General features: G+C 71.8%; 13 protein-coding genes. 4 read left to right on the forward strand and 9 right to left on the reverse strand.

Translation table 11 applies throughout. The features are described from left to right. The first annotated feature begins 12 nt into the window (after positions 1–12). Positions 13–804: an alpha/beta hydrolase gene (locus tag AB0M29_RS00880; protein ID WP_365376976.1), complete on the forward strand. Its 792-nt coding sequence runs from the start codon at positions 13–15 to the stop codon at positions 802–804. A 275-nt stretch (positions 805–1079) separates the two neighbouring features. Here the strand turns inward: AB0M29_RS00880 and AB0M29_RS00885 are convergent, their stop codons facing one another. Next, positions 1080–2036, reverse strand: coding sequence for a LysR substrate-binding domain-containing protein (locus AB0M29_RS00885; RefSeq protein WP_365376978.1), 957 nt, complete (start codon positions 2034–2036; stop codon positions 1080–1082). A gap of 89 nt (positions 2037–2125) precedes the next feature. Here AB0M29_RS00885 and AB0M29_RS00890 point away from each other — a divergent pair, with 89 nt between their 5' ends. Continuing rightward, the gene (locus AB0M29_RS00890; protein WP_365376980.1) at positions 2126–3397 is read left to right on the forward strand and encodes an MFS transporter; all 1272 of its coding nucleotides are present in this window, start codon (positions 2126–2128) and stop codon (positions 3395–3397) included. Positions 3398–3454: 57 nt separating this feature from the next. Continuing rightward, entirely contained in the window at positions 3455–5140 is a 1686-nt protein-coding gene (locus AB0M29_RS00895) for an NAD-dependent malic enzyme (protein ID WP_365376983.1), read from the forward strand. Between the two features lie 314 nt (positions 5141–5454). Here AB0M29_RS00895 and AB0M29_RS00900 read toward each other — a convergent pair whose 3' ends face one another. The 7 genes from AB0M29_RS00900 to AB0M29_RS00930 form a co-directional block, all read right to left on the reverse strand. Continuing rightward, positions 5455–6732 carry a thymidine phosphorylase gene (locus tag AB0M29_RS00900; RefSeq protein WP_365376986.1) on the reverse strand — a complete coding sequence of 426 codons (1278 nt, stop codon included), beginning with the start codon at positions 6730–6732 and terminating at the stop codon, positions 5455–5457. Between the two features lie 50 nt (positions 6733–6782). Continuing rightward, on the reverse strand, positions 6783–7190 hold the full coding sequence (locus tag AB0M29_RS00905; RefSeq protein WP_365376989.1) for a cytidine deaminase: 408 nt from the start codon (positions 7188–7190) through the stop codon (positions 6783–6785). Further along, positions 7187–8473 (reverse strand): ABC transporter permease, encoded by a 1287-nt coding sequence (locus AB0M29_RS00910; protein WP_365376992.1) that lies wholly within the window; start codon positions 8471–8473, stop codon positions 7187–7189. Before AB0M29_RS00910 ends, AB0M29_RS00905 begins: the two co-directional genes overlap by 4 nt. Beyond that, positions 8470–9615, reverse strand: a complete 1146-nt coding sequence (locus AB0M29_RS00915; RefSeq protein WP_365376995.1) for an ABC transporter permease — start codon at positions 9613–9615, stop codon at positions 8470–8472. The genes AB0M29_RS00910 and AB0M29_RS00915 overlap by 4 nt, the downstream gene beginning before the upstream one ends. Continuing rightward, entirely contained in the window at positions 9612–11192 is a 1581-nt protein-coding gene (locus AB0M29_RS00920; protein ID WP_365377644.1) for an ABC transporter ATP-binding protein, read from the reverse strand. The genes AB0M29_RS00915 and AB0M29_RS00920 overlap by 4 nt, the downstream gene beginning before the upstream one ends. A 190-nt stretch (positions 11193–11382) precedes the next feature. Next, on the reverse strand, positions 11383–12408 hold the full coding sequence (locus tag AB0M29_RS00925; RefSeq protein WP_365376997.1) for a BMP family ABC transporter substrate-binding protein: 1026 nt from the start codon (positions 12406–12408) through the stop codon (positions 11383–11385). Positions 12409–12561: 153 nt separating this feature from the next. Continuing rightward, positions 12562–13785 carry an amidohydrolase gene (locus AB0M29_RS00930; RefSeq protein WP_365377000.1) on the reverse strand — a complete coding sequence of 408 codons (1224 nt, stop codon included), beginning with the start codon at positions 13783–13785 and terminating at the stop codon, positions 12562–12564. A gap of 214 nt (positions 13786–13999) precedes the next feature. On the opposite strand from AB0M29_RS00930, the gene AB0M29_RS00935 reads away from it, so the two are divergent. Beyond that, positions 14000–14569: a Uma2 family endonuclease gene (locus AB0M29_RS00935; RefSeq protein ID WP_365377002.1), complete on the forward strand. Its 570-nt coding sequence runs from the start codon at positions 14000–14002 to the stop codon at positions 14567–14569. Here AB0M29_RS00935 and AB0M29_RS00940 read toward each other — a convergent pair. Beyond that, complete coding sequence (locus tag AB0M29_RS00940) at positions 14566–16038, reverse strand: glycosyltransferase (RefSeq protein WP_365377004.1); 1473 nt, start codon at positions 16036–16038, stop codon at positions 14566–14568. The two genes, AB0M29_RS00935 and AB0M29_RS00940, sit on opposite strands and share 4 nt — an antisense overlap. Positions 16039–16060 lie beyond the last annotated feature (22 nt).

Genomic DNA, 16060 nt, shown 5'->3' on the forward strand with positions numbered 1-16060 from the left:
CATCGTTGCGCCATGGCTTCACAAGCTTTACCGGCGCGTGGGGCGCGGCTGGGCCGCCCGGTGACGTCCGGGCGGGTACCCGGGCCGCGCCAACGCGAACGGTACGACGATACGGCCGCGACGGTGCGCGCCGTAGTCCTCGCGCTGCCCGGAGGTGACGCGCTCAGCACCCGGCGCCGCTCGCCCGTCGCCGCCGCCATGATGTGGCCGCTCGCCCGCCACCTCGTGCGCGAGGGCGCGGCCGACGGTGTCGCCGCCCATGTCGTCCACTACCGCTTCCGCGGCTGGAACGGCGGCCACGCCCACCCCGCGGAGGACGCCGAGTGGGCGGTCGGCGAGGCGGTACGGCGCTACGGCGACGTGCCGGTGTGCCTGGTCGGCCTCGACATGGGCGCGCGGGCCGCGCTGCACGCCGCCGGCCACCCCGCGGTCACCGCTGTCGTCGCGCTGGCCCCCTGGCTGCCCGGCGGCACCGAACAGGAGCCCGTGAAGCAGCTCATAGGACGCCGGGTGCTGGTGGTACACGGCACCGATGACGACACCACCGATCCCGAGGTCTCCTACGAGCTGGCCGAGCGGGCCAAGAAGGTCAATCGGGAGGTGTGCCGGTTCGAAGTCCACTCCGACGGGCACGGCCTCCATCAGCACCGGCCCGAAGTCTTCGCCCTCACCGCCGATTTCGTTCTCGGCTCCCTCCTCGACCGGCCCTACGCCCGGCCCGTCGCCGACGCGCTGGCGGCTCCGCCGCCCTTGGGTCTGAAGATGCCGCTGGCCGCGGGCTTCGGCAAATCCCTCCGGGCCTAAGCCCGGACCCCCTGCGGAAGACCTCGCCCCGTAGGGGCGCGGGGAACTGCGCGACCAGCCGTCGCGCTCCTGCAGGTCACCACCGGCCCCAATGGGGCAGACGCGTTGCTTCCCGACCACCGGCCGGTGGGGGCTGAGCGCGCAGTTCCCCGCGCCCCTGAAAAACAGGCCCACCGCAAGCGCAGCGCGCTTCCCCGCGCCCCTTCGGGGCACTCCGGTGCAGCCGGGAGCGCGACCGCGCCCCTCAAAAAACAGGCCCTCCGCAAGCGCAGCGTTTAGGCGGGGAGGAGGGCGCCGCGGCGGGCTAGGAGGAAGGTGCGGAAGGCGGTGACCGGGGGTGGGGAGGGGGCGCCCTCGAGCCAGGCGAGACCGATCTCGCGGACGGCGCGGGGGCCGGTGAGGTCGAGCTCGACGACGCCGGGCCGGGGGACGGCGGGGGGTGGGAGGAGGGCGACGCCGAGACCGGCGGCGACGAGGCCGCGGAGGGTCTCGGCCTCCTCGCCCTCGAAGGCGACCCGCGGGGTGAACCCGGCCTCGGCGCACAGCGCGTCGGTGATCCGGCGCAGGCCGTACCCGGGTTCGAGGGTGACGAAGAGTTCGGCGGCGGCCTCCACGAGCCGCACCCGTTTGCGGGCGGCGAGGCGGTGACCGGACGGGACGACGAGCCGCAGCCGCTGCTCGTCGAGCTTCCGTACCACCAGGCCGGTCTCGTCCGGCGGCGGTGAGGTCAGGCAGAGATCGAGCTCACCAGCGCGCAGCCGCTCCAGCATGGCCTCGCCGTACGTCTGCACGAGCTGGAAGCGGATCCGCGGGTGGTCGGCGCGGAAGGCGCGCAGCAGGGCAGGTACGGTCTCGGGCCCGAGGGTGTGCAGGAAGCCGAACGCGACCCGGCCGCCGCCGGGATCGGCCTCCAGCCGTACGGACTCCGCGGACCGCTCGACCTCGGCGAGCGCGCGCTCCGCGGAGGCGAGGAAGGTGACCCCGGCGCGGGTGAGCCGGACCGCGCGGCCGTGCCGGGCGAAGAGCGTCACCCCGAGATCGGCCTCCAGCCGGGCCATCGCCCGGCTCAGCGTGGACTGCTGCATCCCGAGCTGCTGGGCGGCCCGGGTCACGTGCTGGTGGCGGGCCACCGCGGTGAACTGCGCGAGCCGCGGGGCGAGTACGGCCGCCCACGACTCCGCGTCCAGCTCGGCCGCCACAACGGATTCGGCCTCTTCACCGCCCACCGACATACCGCCCCACCTCCTCTTATGCGCCTGTGCATCAATCACGTCCATCCTATGCATTGGACGCATCAGAACCGTCGTCCTACGGTCGAGCCATGTCTCCCGCCGATACCAGGGCGGTGGCCGCCCCGCCGCGCCCGGCCGCCGCCCCCGCCCCCGCTTCCGCTCCCGCCGCCGACGAGCGCCTGCGCCCCGGCAGCTCCGGCTACCGCCGCGCCAACCTCGCGCTCTTCGCCGCGGGCCTGGCCACCTTCGCCCTCCTCTACTCCACCCAGGCGCTGCTCCCGGCCCTGTCCACGGGCCTGTCGCTCAGCCCGGCGCAGGCCAGCCTCACCGTCTCGGCGACCACCGCCGCACTGGCCGTGGCACTGCTGCCGGTCAGCGCGCTCAGCGAGAAGTACGGCCGCACGCGGGTGATGACGGCCTCGGTCTTCTCCGCCTCCCTGCTCGCCCTCGCCGTCCCCTTCGCGCCGAACCTCACCACCCTGGTCGTGCTGCGCGCCGTCCAGGGCGTGGCGCTGGCCGGGCTGCCCGCCACCGCGATGGCGTACCTCGCCGAGGAGGTCCACCCCTCGGCGGTGCCGTCCGCGATCGGCCTGTACGTGGCGGGCAACTCCATCGGCGGCATGAGTTCGCGGGTCGCGGGCGGCGTGCTGTCCGAGGCGTTCGGCTGGCGTGCGGCCCTGCTCGTCGTCGGCCTGTCGGCGCTGGCCTGCGCGGTCGCCTTCCGCCTCCTGGTGCCGCCCGCCCGGCACTTCACCCCGGGCCCCGTCCATCCGGCGGCCCTGTGGCGCACGGTCACCGCCCACCTCGGCAACCCGCTGCTGCGGCGGCTGTACGCGATCGGCCTGCTGTTCATGGCCGTCTTCGGCGCGGTCTACACGGTCCTCGGCTACCGGCTCACCGCGGCCCCGTACCACCTCTCCCAGACGGCCGTGGGCGCGGTGTTCCTGGTCTACCTGGTCGGCACGCTCGCCTCCGCGCTCTCCGGCACGCTGCTGGCCCGCACCGGCCGCCGCGGCGCTCTCTACGTCGCCGTCACGCTCACCGGCGGCGGTCTGCTGCTCACCCTCGCGGGCGGCCTCACCGCGATCCTCCTCGGGCTGGTCCTGATCACCGCGGGCTTCTTCACCGGCCACTCCGTCGCCTCCGGCGAGGTCAGCCGCACCGCCACCGCCGGCCGCGCCCAGGCGTCCGCGCTCTACCTGACCGCGTACTACGTCGGCAACAGCCTGGGCGGCACCCTCGGCGCCACCGCCTACCACGGCGCGGGCTGGCCCGGCACGGTCGGCCTCGGGCTCGCGGCGGTCGCCGGGGTCACGGGCATCACCCTCTACGCCACCCGCCGTGCGGCGATCCACCGCTGACCGCCCCGCGTCTGCTACCCCGTATTCAGCACCGCCCCCCACGAGAAGAGCACTCACGTGAGCACCGAGACCACCCGGTGGAACGCCGCCGAAGAATGCTGGGAGACCAGAGCGCGGGGGCGGGCGGTGCTGGCCGACCCGCGGCTGAACCGCGGCACCGCCTTCACCGCGCGCGAGCGCGACGCGCTCGACCTGATCGGCCTGGTGCCGCCGCAGGTGCTCACCCTGGAGCAGCAGACGGCCCGCGCCTACGCGCAGTACGGGCTGCAGCCCAACGACCTGGCCAGGAACGTCTATCTGCGGGCCCTGCACGACCGCAACGAGGTGCTGTTCTACCGGCTCGTCGGCGACCACCTCGCCGAGATGCTGCCGATCATCTACACGCCCACGGTCGGCACGGCGATCCAGCGCTTCAGCCATGAGTACCGCCGCCCGCGCGGGGTGTACCTCAACGTCGACGCGCCCGGCGACATCGCGCGCTCGCTGCGCGCCACCGGGCTGACCGGCGACGAGGTGGACCTGATCGTGGCGACCGACGCCGAGGCGATCCTCGGGATCGGGGACTGGGGTGTGGGCGGCGTGGAGATCGCCGTCGGCAAGCTGGCGGTCTACACCGCGGCCGCCGGCGTGGACCCGGCCCGTACCCTCCCCGTCATGCTGGACGTGGGCACCAACCGCCGCGAACTCCTCGACGACCCGCTCTATCTGGGCACCCGTCACCCGCGTGTCGACCAGCCGACGTACGACGCCTTCATCGACGCCTACGTGGACGCGGCCACCACCCTCTTCCCCGGCGCGCTGCTGCACTGGGAGGACTTCGGGCCCGCCAACGCCCGCCGGATCCTGGGGCGTTACCGCGACCAGGTGCTCACTTTCAACGACGACATCCAGGGCACCGGCGCGGTCAATCTCGCCGCCGTCCTGGCCGGGGTCCGGGTCAGCGGCACCCCGCTACGGGACCACCGCGTGGTCGTCTTCGGCGCGGGCACCGCCGGGATCGGCATCGCCGACCAGCTCCGTGACGCGATGGTCGCCGCCGGGCTCTCCCGCGACGAGGCCACCCGCCGCTTCTGGTGCGTCGACCGCCACGGGCTGCTCACCGACGCCATGGACGACCTCCGCGACTTCCAGTCGCCCTACGCCCGCCCCGCCGCCGAGGTCGCGGAGTGGCCCGCCACCACCCTCGCCCAGACCGTCGCCCACGCCCGGCCGACCGTCCTCATCGGCACCTCGGGCCAGGCCGGGGCCTTCACCGAGTCCCTCGTACGCGCCATGGCCGCCGCCGTGCCGCGGCCGATCATCCTTCCCATGTCCAACCCCACACCCCTCGCCGAGGCCGTCCCCGCCGACCTCCTCGACTGGACCGACGGCCGCGCCCTCGTCGCCACCGGCAGCCCCTTCCCCCCGGTCACCCGCTCCGGGGTCACCCACCCCATCGGCCAGGCCAACAACGCCCTCATCTTCCCCGGCCTCGGCCTCGGCGCCATCGTCGTCCGCGCCTCCCGCATCACCGACCGCATGATCACCGCCGCCGCCGAAGCCGTCGCCTCCCGGGCGCCCGCCGACGCCCTCCTGCCCCCGGTCTCCGACCTCGCCGCCACCTCCCACGCGGTCGCCCTCGCCGTCGCCCTCGCCGCCCTCCACGACGGCGTCGCCCTCTCCCCCCTCCCCGCCCCCGACATCCCCCAGGCCCTCACCACCGCCACCTGGCACCCCCACTACCGCCCCATCCACGCCCTCTAACCCCGGACCGGGGCCACCCAAACCCGCGCCTACGGCGCGGTGTTTCCCACCCGCACCACCCGTGCGGGTGGGTGGGCAGGTGCCGGTCCCCCAGTGGACGCTTCCCACCATCGGCGTCCGCGCGTCACAACCCACCGCGCCCCCATCCACCCATCAGTGACCCGAGGGGGGCGGGGGCGCAGGGGGAGGGGTGGGGAATGCTGCCGGATATTTGTGGCGCGGAAGAGGCTGCCGCAAACGAGGTGCCAGAAGCGCCGTAAATATCCGATTCCCCACCCCTCCCCCGGAGCCCCCGCCCCCCGACCCACCACGAACTACGCGATGCGGTCCAGGACGATCGGCGGCGCCGCAAAAGCCGTCCCCGCCGGCGACACGGTGAACGCCCCCTCCAACGCCTGCTCCGCGTAAGCGAACTTCTCCGGCGTATCCGTGTGCAGCGTCAGCAACGGCTCCCCCGCCACCACCTCGTCCCCCGGCCGCGCATGCCACTCCACACCGGCCCCCGCCTGCACCACGTCCTCCTTGCGCGCCCGCCCGGCCCCGAGCCGCCACGCCGCGACACCCACCCCATACGCGTCCAGCCGAGTGAGCACGCCAGAAGCCGGCGCCACCACCACATGCCGCTCCCGCGCCACGGGCAGCTCCGCCCCAGGATCCCCGCCCTGCGCCCGAATCATCCGCCGCCACACATCCATCGCCGACCCGTCCGCCAGCGCCTTCGCCGGATCCGCGTCCGGCAGCCCGGCGGCGTCCAGCATCTCGCGCGCCAGCGCGACCGTCAGATCGACGACGTCGGAAGGCCCGCCACCGGCCAGCACCTCGACCGACTCGCGCACTTCGAGCGCGTTGCCGGCCGTCAGGCCGAGCGGCACCGACATGTCGGTGAGGAGCGCGACGGTCCGCACGCCGTGGTCGGTGCCGAGGCCGACCATGGTGGCGGCCAGCTCCCGCGCGTCGTCGAGCGACTTCATGAAGGCGCCGGACCCGACCTTGACGTCGAGCACGAGCGACCCGGTGCCCTCGGCGATCTTCTTGGACATGATCGAGGAGGCGATGAGCGGGATCGCCTCGACGGTCCCGGTCACGTCGCGCAGCGCGTACAGCTTCTTGTCGGCCGGCGCCAGCCCGTCGCCCGCGGCGCAGATGACAGCGCCGACGCCATCGAGAACCGACAGCATCTCCTCATTGGACAAGGCGGCCCGCCACCCGGGGATGGACTCCAGCTTGTCGAGGGTGCCGCCGGTGTGGCCGAGGCCGCGCCCGGACAGCTGCGGCACGGCCGCGCCGCAGGCGGCGACCACGGGGGCCAGCGGCAGCGTGATCTTGTCGCCGACGCCGCCGGTGGAGTGCTTGTCGGCGGTGGGCCTGGCCAGCGCCGAGAAGTCCATCCGCTCACCGGAGTTGATCATCGCCGCGGTCCAGCGGGCGATCTCCGCCCGGTCCATGCCGTTGAGCAGGATCGCCATGGCGAGCGCCGACATCTGTTCGTCGGCGACCGCGCCGCGCGTGTACGCGTCGATGACCCAGTCGATCTGCTCGTCGCTCAGGCGGCCGTGGTCACGCTTGGCGCGAATGACTGAAATTACGTCCATTTCCCCACATCTTCCTCATACGTGGCGGCGGGCACCGCCGCCACGGCCGCTCAACGCCCCAGGTCCTCCGGCCCGAAGGCATCCGGCAGGACCTCACTCATCGGCCGGATCCCGCGCACGGTGTCCACCAGCAGTTCGGGGCCGCCCGCCTCCCACAGGAGCTGGCGGCAGCGCCCGCAGGGCATCAGGATGTTGCCGCGCAGGTCGGAGCAGGTGAAGGCGACCAGCCGCCCGCCGCCCGAGGCGTGCAGCGCCGAGACGAGGCCGCACTCGGCGCACAGGGCGACCCCGTAGGCCGCGTTCTCCACGTTGCAGCCGACGACGACCCGGCCGTCGTCGGCGAGCGCCGCCGCGCCGACCGGGAAGCCGGAGTAGGGCGCGTAGGCCCGCTCCATGGCGTCCCGGGCGGCGCGGCGCAGCGCCTGCCAGTCGATGCTGTCAGCGTTCGACGAGGTCACCCGCCCTGTCCCTTCCGGTACGGGATTCCGTCGGCCTTGGGCATCCGCAGCCGCTGCGCGGACAGGCCCATCACCAGCAGCGTGGCGACGTACGGCGTGGCCTGGACGACCTCGTCGGGCACGGTGTCGGTGAGCAGGTACCAGAGCGCGAGCAGTACGGCGAAGGTCATCGCGATGGCGGCGGCCACGTACGCCTTGCGGAGGAACTTCCACACGGCCATGCCCAGCAGCAGCAGCGCGAGCAGCAGAAGGAGCGCGTGCACCGAGTCGCTGCCGTTGCGGAGCTGGAGGCTGTCGGCGTAACCGAACAGGCCCGCGCCCATGGCGAGTCCGCCGGGCCGCCAGTTGCCGAAGATCATGGCGGCGAGACCGATGTAGCCGCGGCCGCCGGTCTGTCCGGCCAGGTAGAAGTGCGTACCGATGGCGAGGAAGACACCGCCGAGGCCGGCGAGGGCGCCGGAGACGGTGACGGCGATGTACTTGTACAGGTAGACGTTGACGCCCAGCGACTCGGCGGCGATCGGGTTCTCGCCGCAGGAGCGCAGCCGCAGACCGAAGGACGTACGCCACAGCACGAAGAACGTGGCGATGAACAGCACGATGGCGAGCAGCGTGAGCGCCGAGATGTCGGTGACGAGGCCGGCGATGATGCCCGCGATGTCGGAGACCAGGAACCAGTGGTGCTTCTCGACCGAGATCAGCCAGTTCGACAGGCCCGGCACGGTGAAGGACTTGATGTCGCCCATCGGCGGTGACTGCTTGGGGCTGCCGCCGAGCTGCGCGGCCTTGCCGACGTTGAACCAGCGCTTGGCGAGATAGGCCGTGACACCGGCGGCGAGGATGTTGATCGCGACACCGGAGATGATGTGGTCGACGCCGAAGGTGACGGTGACGATCGCGTGCAGCAGGCCGCCGGCCGCGCCGCCGAGGACACCGGCGAGCACACCGAGCCACGGGTTGGTCTGCCAGCCGGCCCAGGCACCGAAGAAGGTGCCGAGGATCATCATGCCCTCGAGGCCGATGTTGACCACGCCGGAGCGCTCGGCCCACAGGCCGCCGAGGCCGGCCAGGCCGATGGGTACGGCGCCGGCCAGGGCGCCGGCGATCTGTCCCGAGGAGGTGATGTCGTTCGCGCTGGTGATGGCGCGCACGGCGGAGACGATGATCAGCCCGGCGGAGACGATCAGCAGGATGACCGGGAAGGTCAGCCGGAAGCGTCCGCTCTTGCCACCGCTCACGCGGGGCGCGGCCGGGGGCGGGGTCTGGGTTGCGGTGGCGGTCACGCCTTCACCTCCTGCTTGTCGTCGGGGCCGTCGGAGCCGTTGTTACCGCCGCCGGGAGGACCCGCGGCGGCGGCGAGTTCCTCGCCGACCTGGCGCTGCTGCCGGACGAGGCCGTAGCGGCGGACGAGTTCGTAGGCGATGACGACGGCCAGGACGATGACGCCCTGGATGACGCCGACGATCTCCTTGTCGTAGCCCTCGAACTCCAGGCCGTTGGAGGCGCGCTCCAGGAAGGCCCAGAGCACGGCGCCCACGGCGATGCCGACCGGGTTGTTGCGGCCGAGCAGGGCGACCGCGATGCCGGTGAAGCCGATGCCGACGGGGAAGTCGGTGCCGTACTCGTAGGACTGGTTGAGCAGGGTCGGCATGCCGACCAGACCCGCCATGGCGCCGGAGATGAGCATGCTGCTCATGACCATCTTCTTGACGCTGACGCCGCTGGCCTCGGCGGCGGGCTCGGAGCGGCCGACGGCGCGCAGGTCGAAGCCGAAGCGGGTGCGGGAGAGCAGGAACCAGTAGATGACGCCGGCCAGCGCCGCGAAGACGATGAAGCCGACGATCGGGTCGGTGGAGGTGGTGAAGTTGAACAGGTGGCTGGAGGACGGCAGCGGCTTGGTGGAGACCATGTTGGCGCTCTTGTCGGTGACGCCGAGCCTGCCGTCCTGCAGGAAGTAGCCGATCACGATGCCCGCGAGCGAGTTCAGCATGATCGTGGAGATCACCTCGCTGACGCCGCGGGTGACCTTCAGGACACCGGCGATCGCGGCCCACAGGGCGCCGACGACCATCGCGGTGAGGATGATGATCGGGATCTGGATGATGCCGGGGATGGACATCGCGCCGCCGACGGCGGCGGCGAAGAAGGCCGCGAGCCGGTACTGGCCGTCCACACCGATGTTGAACAGGTTCATCCGGAAGCCGACCGCCACCGCGAGACCCGCGAGGTAGTAGGTGGTGGCCTTGTTGAGGATGTAGACCTGGCTGTCGGAGTGGCTGCCGTACGTCACCATCACGTTGAACGCGTGGAACGGCTCCTTGCCGGTGGCCAGCAGCACCAGGGCGGTGACCACCAGCGCGCCGACCACGGCCAGTACGGGTGCGGCGATCGCCAGGATCAGCCGGTCCTTGTCGAACTTCTTCATTCGTCCTCTCCCCCGTGCTCCAGGTGGCCGGAGGCAGCGCCGGTCATGGCGGAGCCCAGCTCTTCCGGGGTGATGGTGGCGGGGTCGGCGTCGGCGACGAGCCGCCCGCGGTACATGACACGCAGGGTGTCGGACAGGCCGATCAGCTCGTCCAGGTCTGCGGAGATCAGCAGTACGGCCAGGCCCTCGCGGCGGGCGGCGCGGATCTGGTCCCAGATCTGCGCCTGTGCGCCGACGTCCACACCGCGGGTGGGGTGCGAGGCGATCAGCAGCTTGGGCAGATGGCTCATCTCGCGTCCGACGATCAGCTTCTGCTGGTTGCCGCCGGACAGCGAGGCCGCGGTGACCTCGATTCCGGGGGTGCGGACGTCGAACTCCTTGACGATCCGCTCGGTGTCGCGGCGGGCGGCGCCGGAGTCGATGAGGAAGCCGCGGCTGTTGGGCCGCTCGGTGACATGGCCGAGGATGCGGTTCTCCCACAGCGGCGCTTCCAGCAGCAGGCCGTGCCGGTGCCGGTCCTCGGGGATGTAGCCGATGCCGTCCTCGCGGCGCTTGCGGGTCGGCGCCTGGGCGATGTCGTCGCCGTCCAGCACCAGGGTGCCCGCGTCGAGCGCCTGCATGCCCATGATGGCTTCGACGAGTTCGGCCTGGCCGTTGCCCTCGACGCCCGCGATGCCGAGGACCTCGCCCTTGTGGATGGTGAAGCCGATGTCGTCGAGCACGATGCGCTCGACGCCGTCGAGGTCGACCTCGGCCAGCCGCAGGCCCTCCACGGTGAGCATCGGCTCGGTGGTGACGGTGGACTCGCGGGTCTCGGGCGACGGCAGCTCGCTGCCGACCATCAGTTCGGCGAGCTGCTTGGTGGTGGTGTTCTTGGGGTCCGCGTTGCCCACCGTGGTGCCGCGGCGGATGACGGTGATCTCGTCGGCCACCGACAGCACTTCGCCGAGCTTGTGGGAGATGAAGATGACGGTCAGGCCCTCGGCCTTCAGCCCCCGCAGGTTCTCGAAGAGCGCGTCGACCTCCTGGGGGACCAGGACCGCGGTCGGCTCGTCGAGGATCAGCGTACGGGCGCCGCGGTAGAGGACCTTGAGGATCTCCACCCGCTGCCGGTCGGCGACGCCGAGGTCCTCGATGAGCAGGTCGGGGCGGATGCCGAGGCCGTACGCGTCGGAGATCTCCTTGATCTTCGCGCGGGCCTTGGCGCCGATCCCGTACAGCTTCTCGCTGCCGAGGACGGTGTTCTCGAGCACGGTGAGGTTGTCGGCGAGCATGAAGTGCTGGTGCACCATGCCGATTCCGCGCGCGATGGCGTCGCCGGGGTCGCCGAAGGTGACCAGTTCACCGTCGATGGCGATGGTGCCCTCGTCCGGCTTCTGCATGCCGTAGAGGATCTTCATCAGCGTGGACTTGCCGGCGCCGTTCTCGCCCACGAGGGCGTGCACGGTGCCGCTGCGTACGGTGATGTCGATGTCGTGGTTGGCGACGACGCCGGGGAACCGCTTGGTGATTCCCCGCAGTTCGACCGCGGGCGTTGCGGAGGACGCGGCGGCGGGTTTACTCGTGGACGCGTTGATGGCGCACTCTCCTCGGGGGAAAGGCTCGGGGCGGTGGTGGTGAACGTATCGCGGGAACGGAACTCTACGCGCGTAGTGCTGCTCATTCCACAGCGTGGATCACAAGATCCGCACAGTGAGCGAGGCCCGGCGGGGGAGCCTGAGCATCCCCCGCCGAGCCTCATGGTCGGGCCGGTTCAGTCGCCGAAGGTCACGGCGTGGAGCTCACCTTGATCTGACCCGAGATGATCTTCTGCTTGGCAGCGTTGATCTGCGGCAGGATGTCGTTGATGAAGCCGCCCGACGTCGCCAGACCCACACCGTTGTTGGCGAGGTTGTACGTGTTGGTGCCGGTCTTCGGCTTGCCGTCCTTGACCGACTTGATCAGGTCGAAGACCGCCACGTCGACGTTCTTGATCGCCGAGGTGAGGATGCTGTTCTTGTACTTGGCCAGGGCCGGGTCGTTGTACTGGTCGGAGTCGACACCGATCGCCCAGGCGCCGGGCTTGCCCGCCACCGCCTGGATCGAGCCGTCGCCGGACAGGCCGGCCGCGGTGTAGATGACGTCGATGCCGCTGTCGAGCATGCCCTGCGCCTTGCCGTGCGCCGACGTCGGGTCGTTGAAGCCCTTGGTGTCCGTCTCGTACAGGTACTGGTCGGTGACCTTGACGGAGGACTTGGTGTCCTTGACGCCCTGGTCGAAGCCGGCCTGGAAGGTGCCGATCAGGGTGTTGTGCACACCGCCGATGAAGCCGACCTTGCCGCTCTTGGACTTCAGCGCCGCCGCGACACCCGCGAGGTACGAGCTCTGTTCGGTCGCGAAGACCATGCTGTCGACGTTCGGGGCGTCGACCACGGAGTCGACGATGCCGAAGGTGGTCTTGGGGTACTTGGCGGCGATCTTCTTGACCGCGTCGCCGTACGTGAACCCGACCGCGATGACGGGGTTGTAGCCGCCGCCCGCGAGGAGGTCGAGGCGCTGCTCGCGGTCCGACTCGGTCTCGCCGTTGCTGGCCGTCTGCTCCTTGGAGCCGAGGTTGAACTCCTTGTCGGCCTTGTCCAGGCCGCGCGCGGCGGAGTCGTTGAAGGAGTGGTCGCCACGACCGCCGACGTCGTAAGCCATACCGACGCCCTTGTTGGAGCTGCTGCTCGACGAGCTGCTGCCGCACGCGGTCGCGGTCAGTCCCAGAGCCGCGGACGCCACGCCCGCGGCGATGATCTTGGTTACCCGGCGCAAGAGGGTCCCCTTCAGTCTGAAGCGCCCCGTCCGGCGCTGGCTAAGCGGGAGCTTAACGCGCGTAGATGTCAGGTAAAGACCGAATGACGGCCCGTTATCGGATCGACGCATTTCAGCCAGGTAGCCGACTCGTAGCCAGGGGTTCACCGGGTGTCAGGACAGCAGCGCAGCCGCCGTGAAAAGGTCCACGCCGACCTCGATCGCCCCCTCGTCGACGTCGAAATCACCCTGATGCAGATCGCGCTTCGTCGTGTCGCCGACCGGTCGCACACCCAATCGGGCGAGGGCGCCCGGCACATGCTCCAGGTACCAGGAGAAGTCCTCGCCGCCCAGGCTCTGCTCGGTGTCCTCCACGGCGTGCGCACCGTAGCGCGCCGTCATGGCGTCCCGCAGCAGTTCCACCGACAGGCCCTCGTTGACCACCGGCGGCACACCGCGCTGGTACGTGATCTCGCACTTGGCCCGGTACATCGCGGCCACCTGGTCGATGACCTCGTGCACCAGGTCGGGCGCCTCGTGCCAGGCGGTCAGGTCCAGGCAGCGGACGGTGCCCTCCAGCTCGGCGCGCTGCGGGATCACGTTGGCCGCGTGCCCGGCCGAGATCCGGCCCCACACGATGCTCAGCCCGGACCGGGGGTCGACCCGCCGGGTCAGTACGGCCGGCAGCTCGGTGGCGAGCTTCGCGGTCGCCATCACCAGGTCGGTGGTCAGATGCGGGCGGGCGCTGTGCCCGCCCGGTCCCTCCAAGGCGAGAGTGAGCCGGTCGGCGGCCGACGTGATCGCCCCCTGCCGTAGACCGATCCTGCCGACCTCGACCTTCGGGTCGCAGTGCACCGCGAGGATCCGGTCGACGCCGTCCAGGACGCCCGCCTTGATCGCGTCCAGCGCGCCGCCGGGCATCAGCTCCTCCGCGGCCTGGAACACCAGCCGCACCGGGCGCGGCAGTGCGCCCTTCCTGGCCAGCCCGGCCAGTACCAGCCCCGCACCCAGCGTGACCGCCATGTGCACGTCGTGCCCGCAGGCGTGCGCCCGGCCGTCCACCGTCGACCGGTACTCCACCGTCTTCGTGTCCGGCACCGGCAGCGCGTCGATGTCCGCCCGCAGCGCCAGCCGCGGCCGCAGCGGGTCCGCCGCCCCGATGTCGCACACAACCCCGGTGCCCGCGGGCAGCACACGCGGCTCCAGCCCGGCGGCTTCCAGCCGCGCCTTGATCTTCTCCGTGGTCCGGAACTCCTGCCGCCCCAGTTCGGGGTGGCGGTGCAGATCGCGCCGGAACTCGACGAGTTCCGCGCGCAGCGCCGGAGTCAGTACCGCCTCGGAAAGCGCGCCGGACGGCACCGCGGGTGAGTCGTTCACCTCAGTCAGCGTAGGGCCCATGAACGGTTCCTCTTGGGTGATCGGGAAAAATTTGTTGCTACCGGAGGAGAAGAAGTCGCCCGATCGGCGCATACCGGATCATCCTCAAGGGTAAGCCCACCCTTTTGGGGTCGCGGGCCTGTCACCCCTCATCGTCGCTCAACGAGCGACGGGGCGCGAGGCAACGATCCTCCTGGCGGGGTGGGCGAGGCCGCGAAATCGCTAGACTTCAGCCATGACGGAACTGCCGGATTGGATGCGCCCTCCCCGTCTGGAGGGCTGGTATGCCGACGACCTGGATCGCCTGCCCGAGGCGCCCCGTCACACCGAGCTGATCGATGGAGCGCTCGTATTCATGATGTCCCCGCAGCGGTCATGGCATGGACGCCTCGTCACCGCTCTCACGGTCGCGCTCATGGACCAGGCCCCGGACGCCTACGAGGTCGACCGGGAAATGACCATCCGCCTGGACGCCCGCAACCGACCCGAGCCCGATCTTCTGGTCACCACCGTTCCCTACGTGGCGGACCGGACCTGGTATGCACCGGAGGACGTCCTCCTCGTCGTCGAGGTCGTCTCCCCCGAGTCCGCGCACCGCGACCGCACGGTCAAGCTGAGGAAGTACGCCGAGGCGGGTATCGCGCACTACTGGTGCGTCGAGGAGGAGGACGGCTCGCCCGTCGTGCACGCCTACGAGCTGGACCGCCCTACCGGGGCGTACGCGCCCGCCGGGATCTTCCGGCGCTCCTTGCGGCTGCCCGCTCCGTTCCCGGTCGACCTCGATCTCGACAAGCTCACGCCCTAGGGGCGGGGGCCGAGGAGGCGGGTGTAGAGGTCGAGGAGGGGGGCGGACTCGGTTTGCCAGGACCATTGGCGGAGGATGTCGGTGCGGTCGTAGGCCTTGCGGTAGCGGTGGGGGTTGGTGAGGACGGCTCCGACGGCGCGGACGAAGTCGGCGGTGTCGCGGGCGCGGAAGACTTCGCCGTTGCCGAGTTCGAGGGTGGCGGCGGCCATGGCGCGGACGTCGCTGACGACGACGGGGAGCCGGGCGTGGGCGTACTCGAAGTAGCGGGTGGACAGCACCGTCTGGTGGTACGGGAGTTGGTGGACGGGGAGGACGCCGATGTCGGCGGAGGCCAGGAAGGCCGGGATCTCGTCGACGGGGACGTAGGGGACGACGTGGAGGCGGGCGTGGACGCCGAGTTGGGCGGCGCGGTCGCGTAGTTCGCGCAGGTGCGGGTGGCCGGGGTCGGGGACGACGAAGGCGGCGTGCAGGTCGTAGAGCTTGGGCAGCGCCTCGACGACGGTGGCCGGGCCGCGCTCGGGGGTGACCGGGCCGGTGTGGACGAGCAGCGGGACGTCGGGGGCCAGGCGGCAGCGGGCGCGGATGCCGTTGGGGTGCGGGGGCGGGTTGCTGACCAGCGGCGGGGCGTTGCGGACCACCGCCGGGGTGGCGGACAGCCGGTGGCGGGCGCGCAGTTCCCTGGCGAGGCCCTCGCCGACGGTGACGACGCCGTCCGCCTCCGGTGCGAAGACCCGCTCGTGGGCGTCCCCGGCGACGGTGGCGCGGCGGGACGGCGCCGCGGTGCGCGGCGGCACGTCCCAGACGACCTCGATCCGGTGCCCCGAGCCCTCGGCGCGCAGTGCGGCGCGGATCGCCACGCCCAGTGCGCGGTGGCCGAGCGCGTGGATGAGGTGCGGGCGTACGGCGTCCAGCACCGGCCCGAAGGCGACCTCCTCGTCGAGCAGGCCGGGGTCGAGGCGGCGCCAAGCGCGGCGGCCGAGCAGCAGCCGGGCCAGCTCGGTGACGAGGTTGTCCAGGCGGGCGTCGGGGCTTTTCCGGCGGCGGACGGCGGCCAGGTACTGGGCGGCCCGCACCCGGGTCCAGCCGACCCGGACGCCGTGCCGCAGCCAGGCGAGGGCGTAGCCGCAGCGGGCGATGGCGCGCAGCGGCAACGGGCGGTGCACCAGGGCGAGTTCGGCACCTCTGGTGGCGAGGAGGGCGCGGCCGGCGGCCGCGAGGGTGGTGCGCTGTTCGTACGCGGCGGCGCTGCGGTAGGCGAGCGGCCAGCGCAGGCCGGGGCGGGGCCGCCGCACCCGGTGGCCGCCGAGCACGCCGCGGACCGTCACCTGGCGTACGTCCACGCCGGGTGGCGCCACGGTCGCCGGTGCGAGGCCGATCAGTGTGACCCGGTAGCCCGCCGCGCGGGCGGCGTCCGCGACTCTCAGGGCGCGCGAGTCGCCGTCGAGGCCGCTGCCCGAGAGGACCGCCACGCGGGCTGGTCCCCGTAAACCC

Source organism: Streptomyces sp. NPDC051976, from assembly GCF_040680795.1.
Lineage (GTDB): Bacteria > Actinomycetota > Actinomycetes > Streptomycetales > Streptomycetaceae > Actinacidiphila.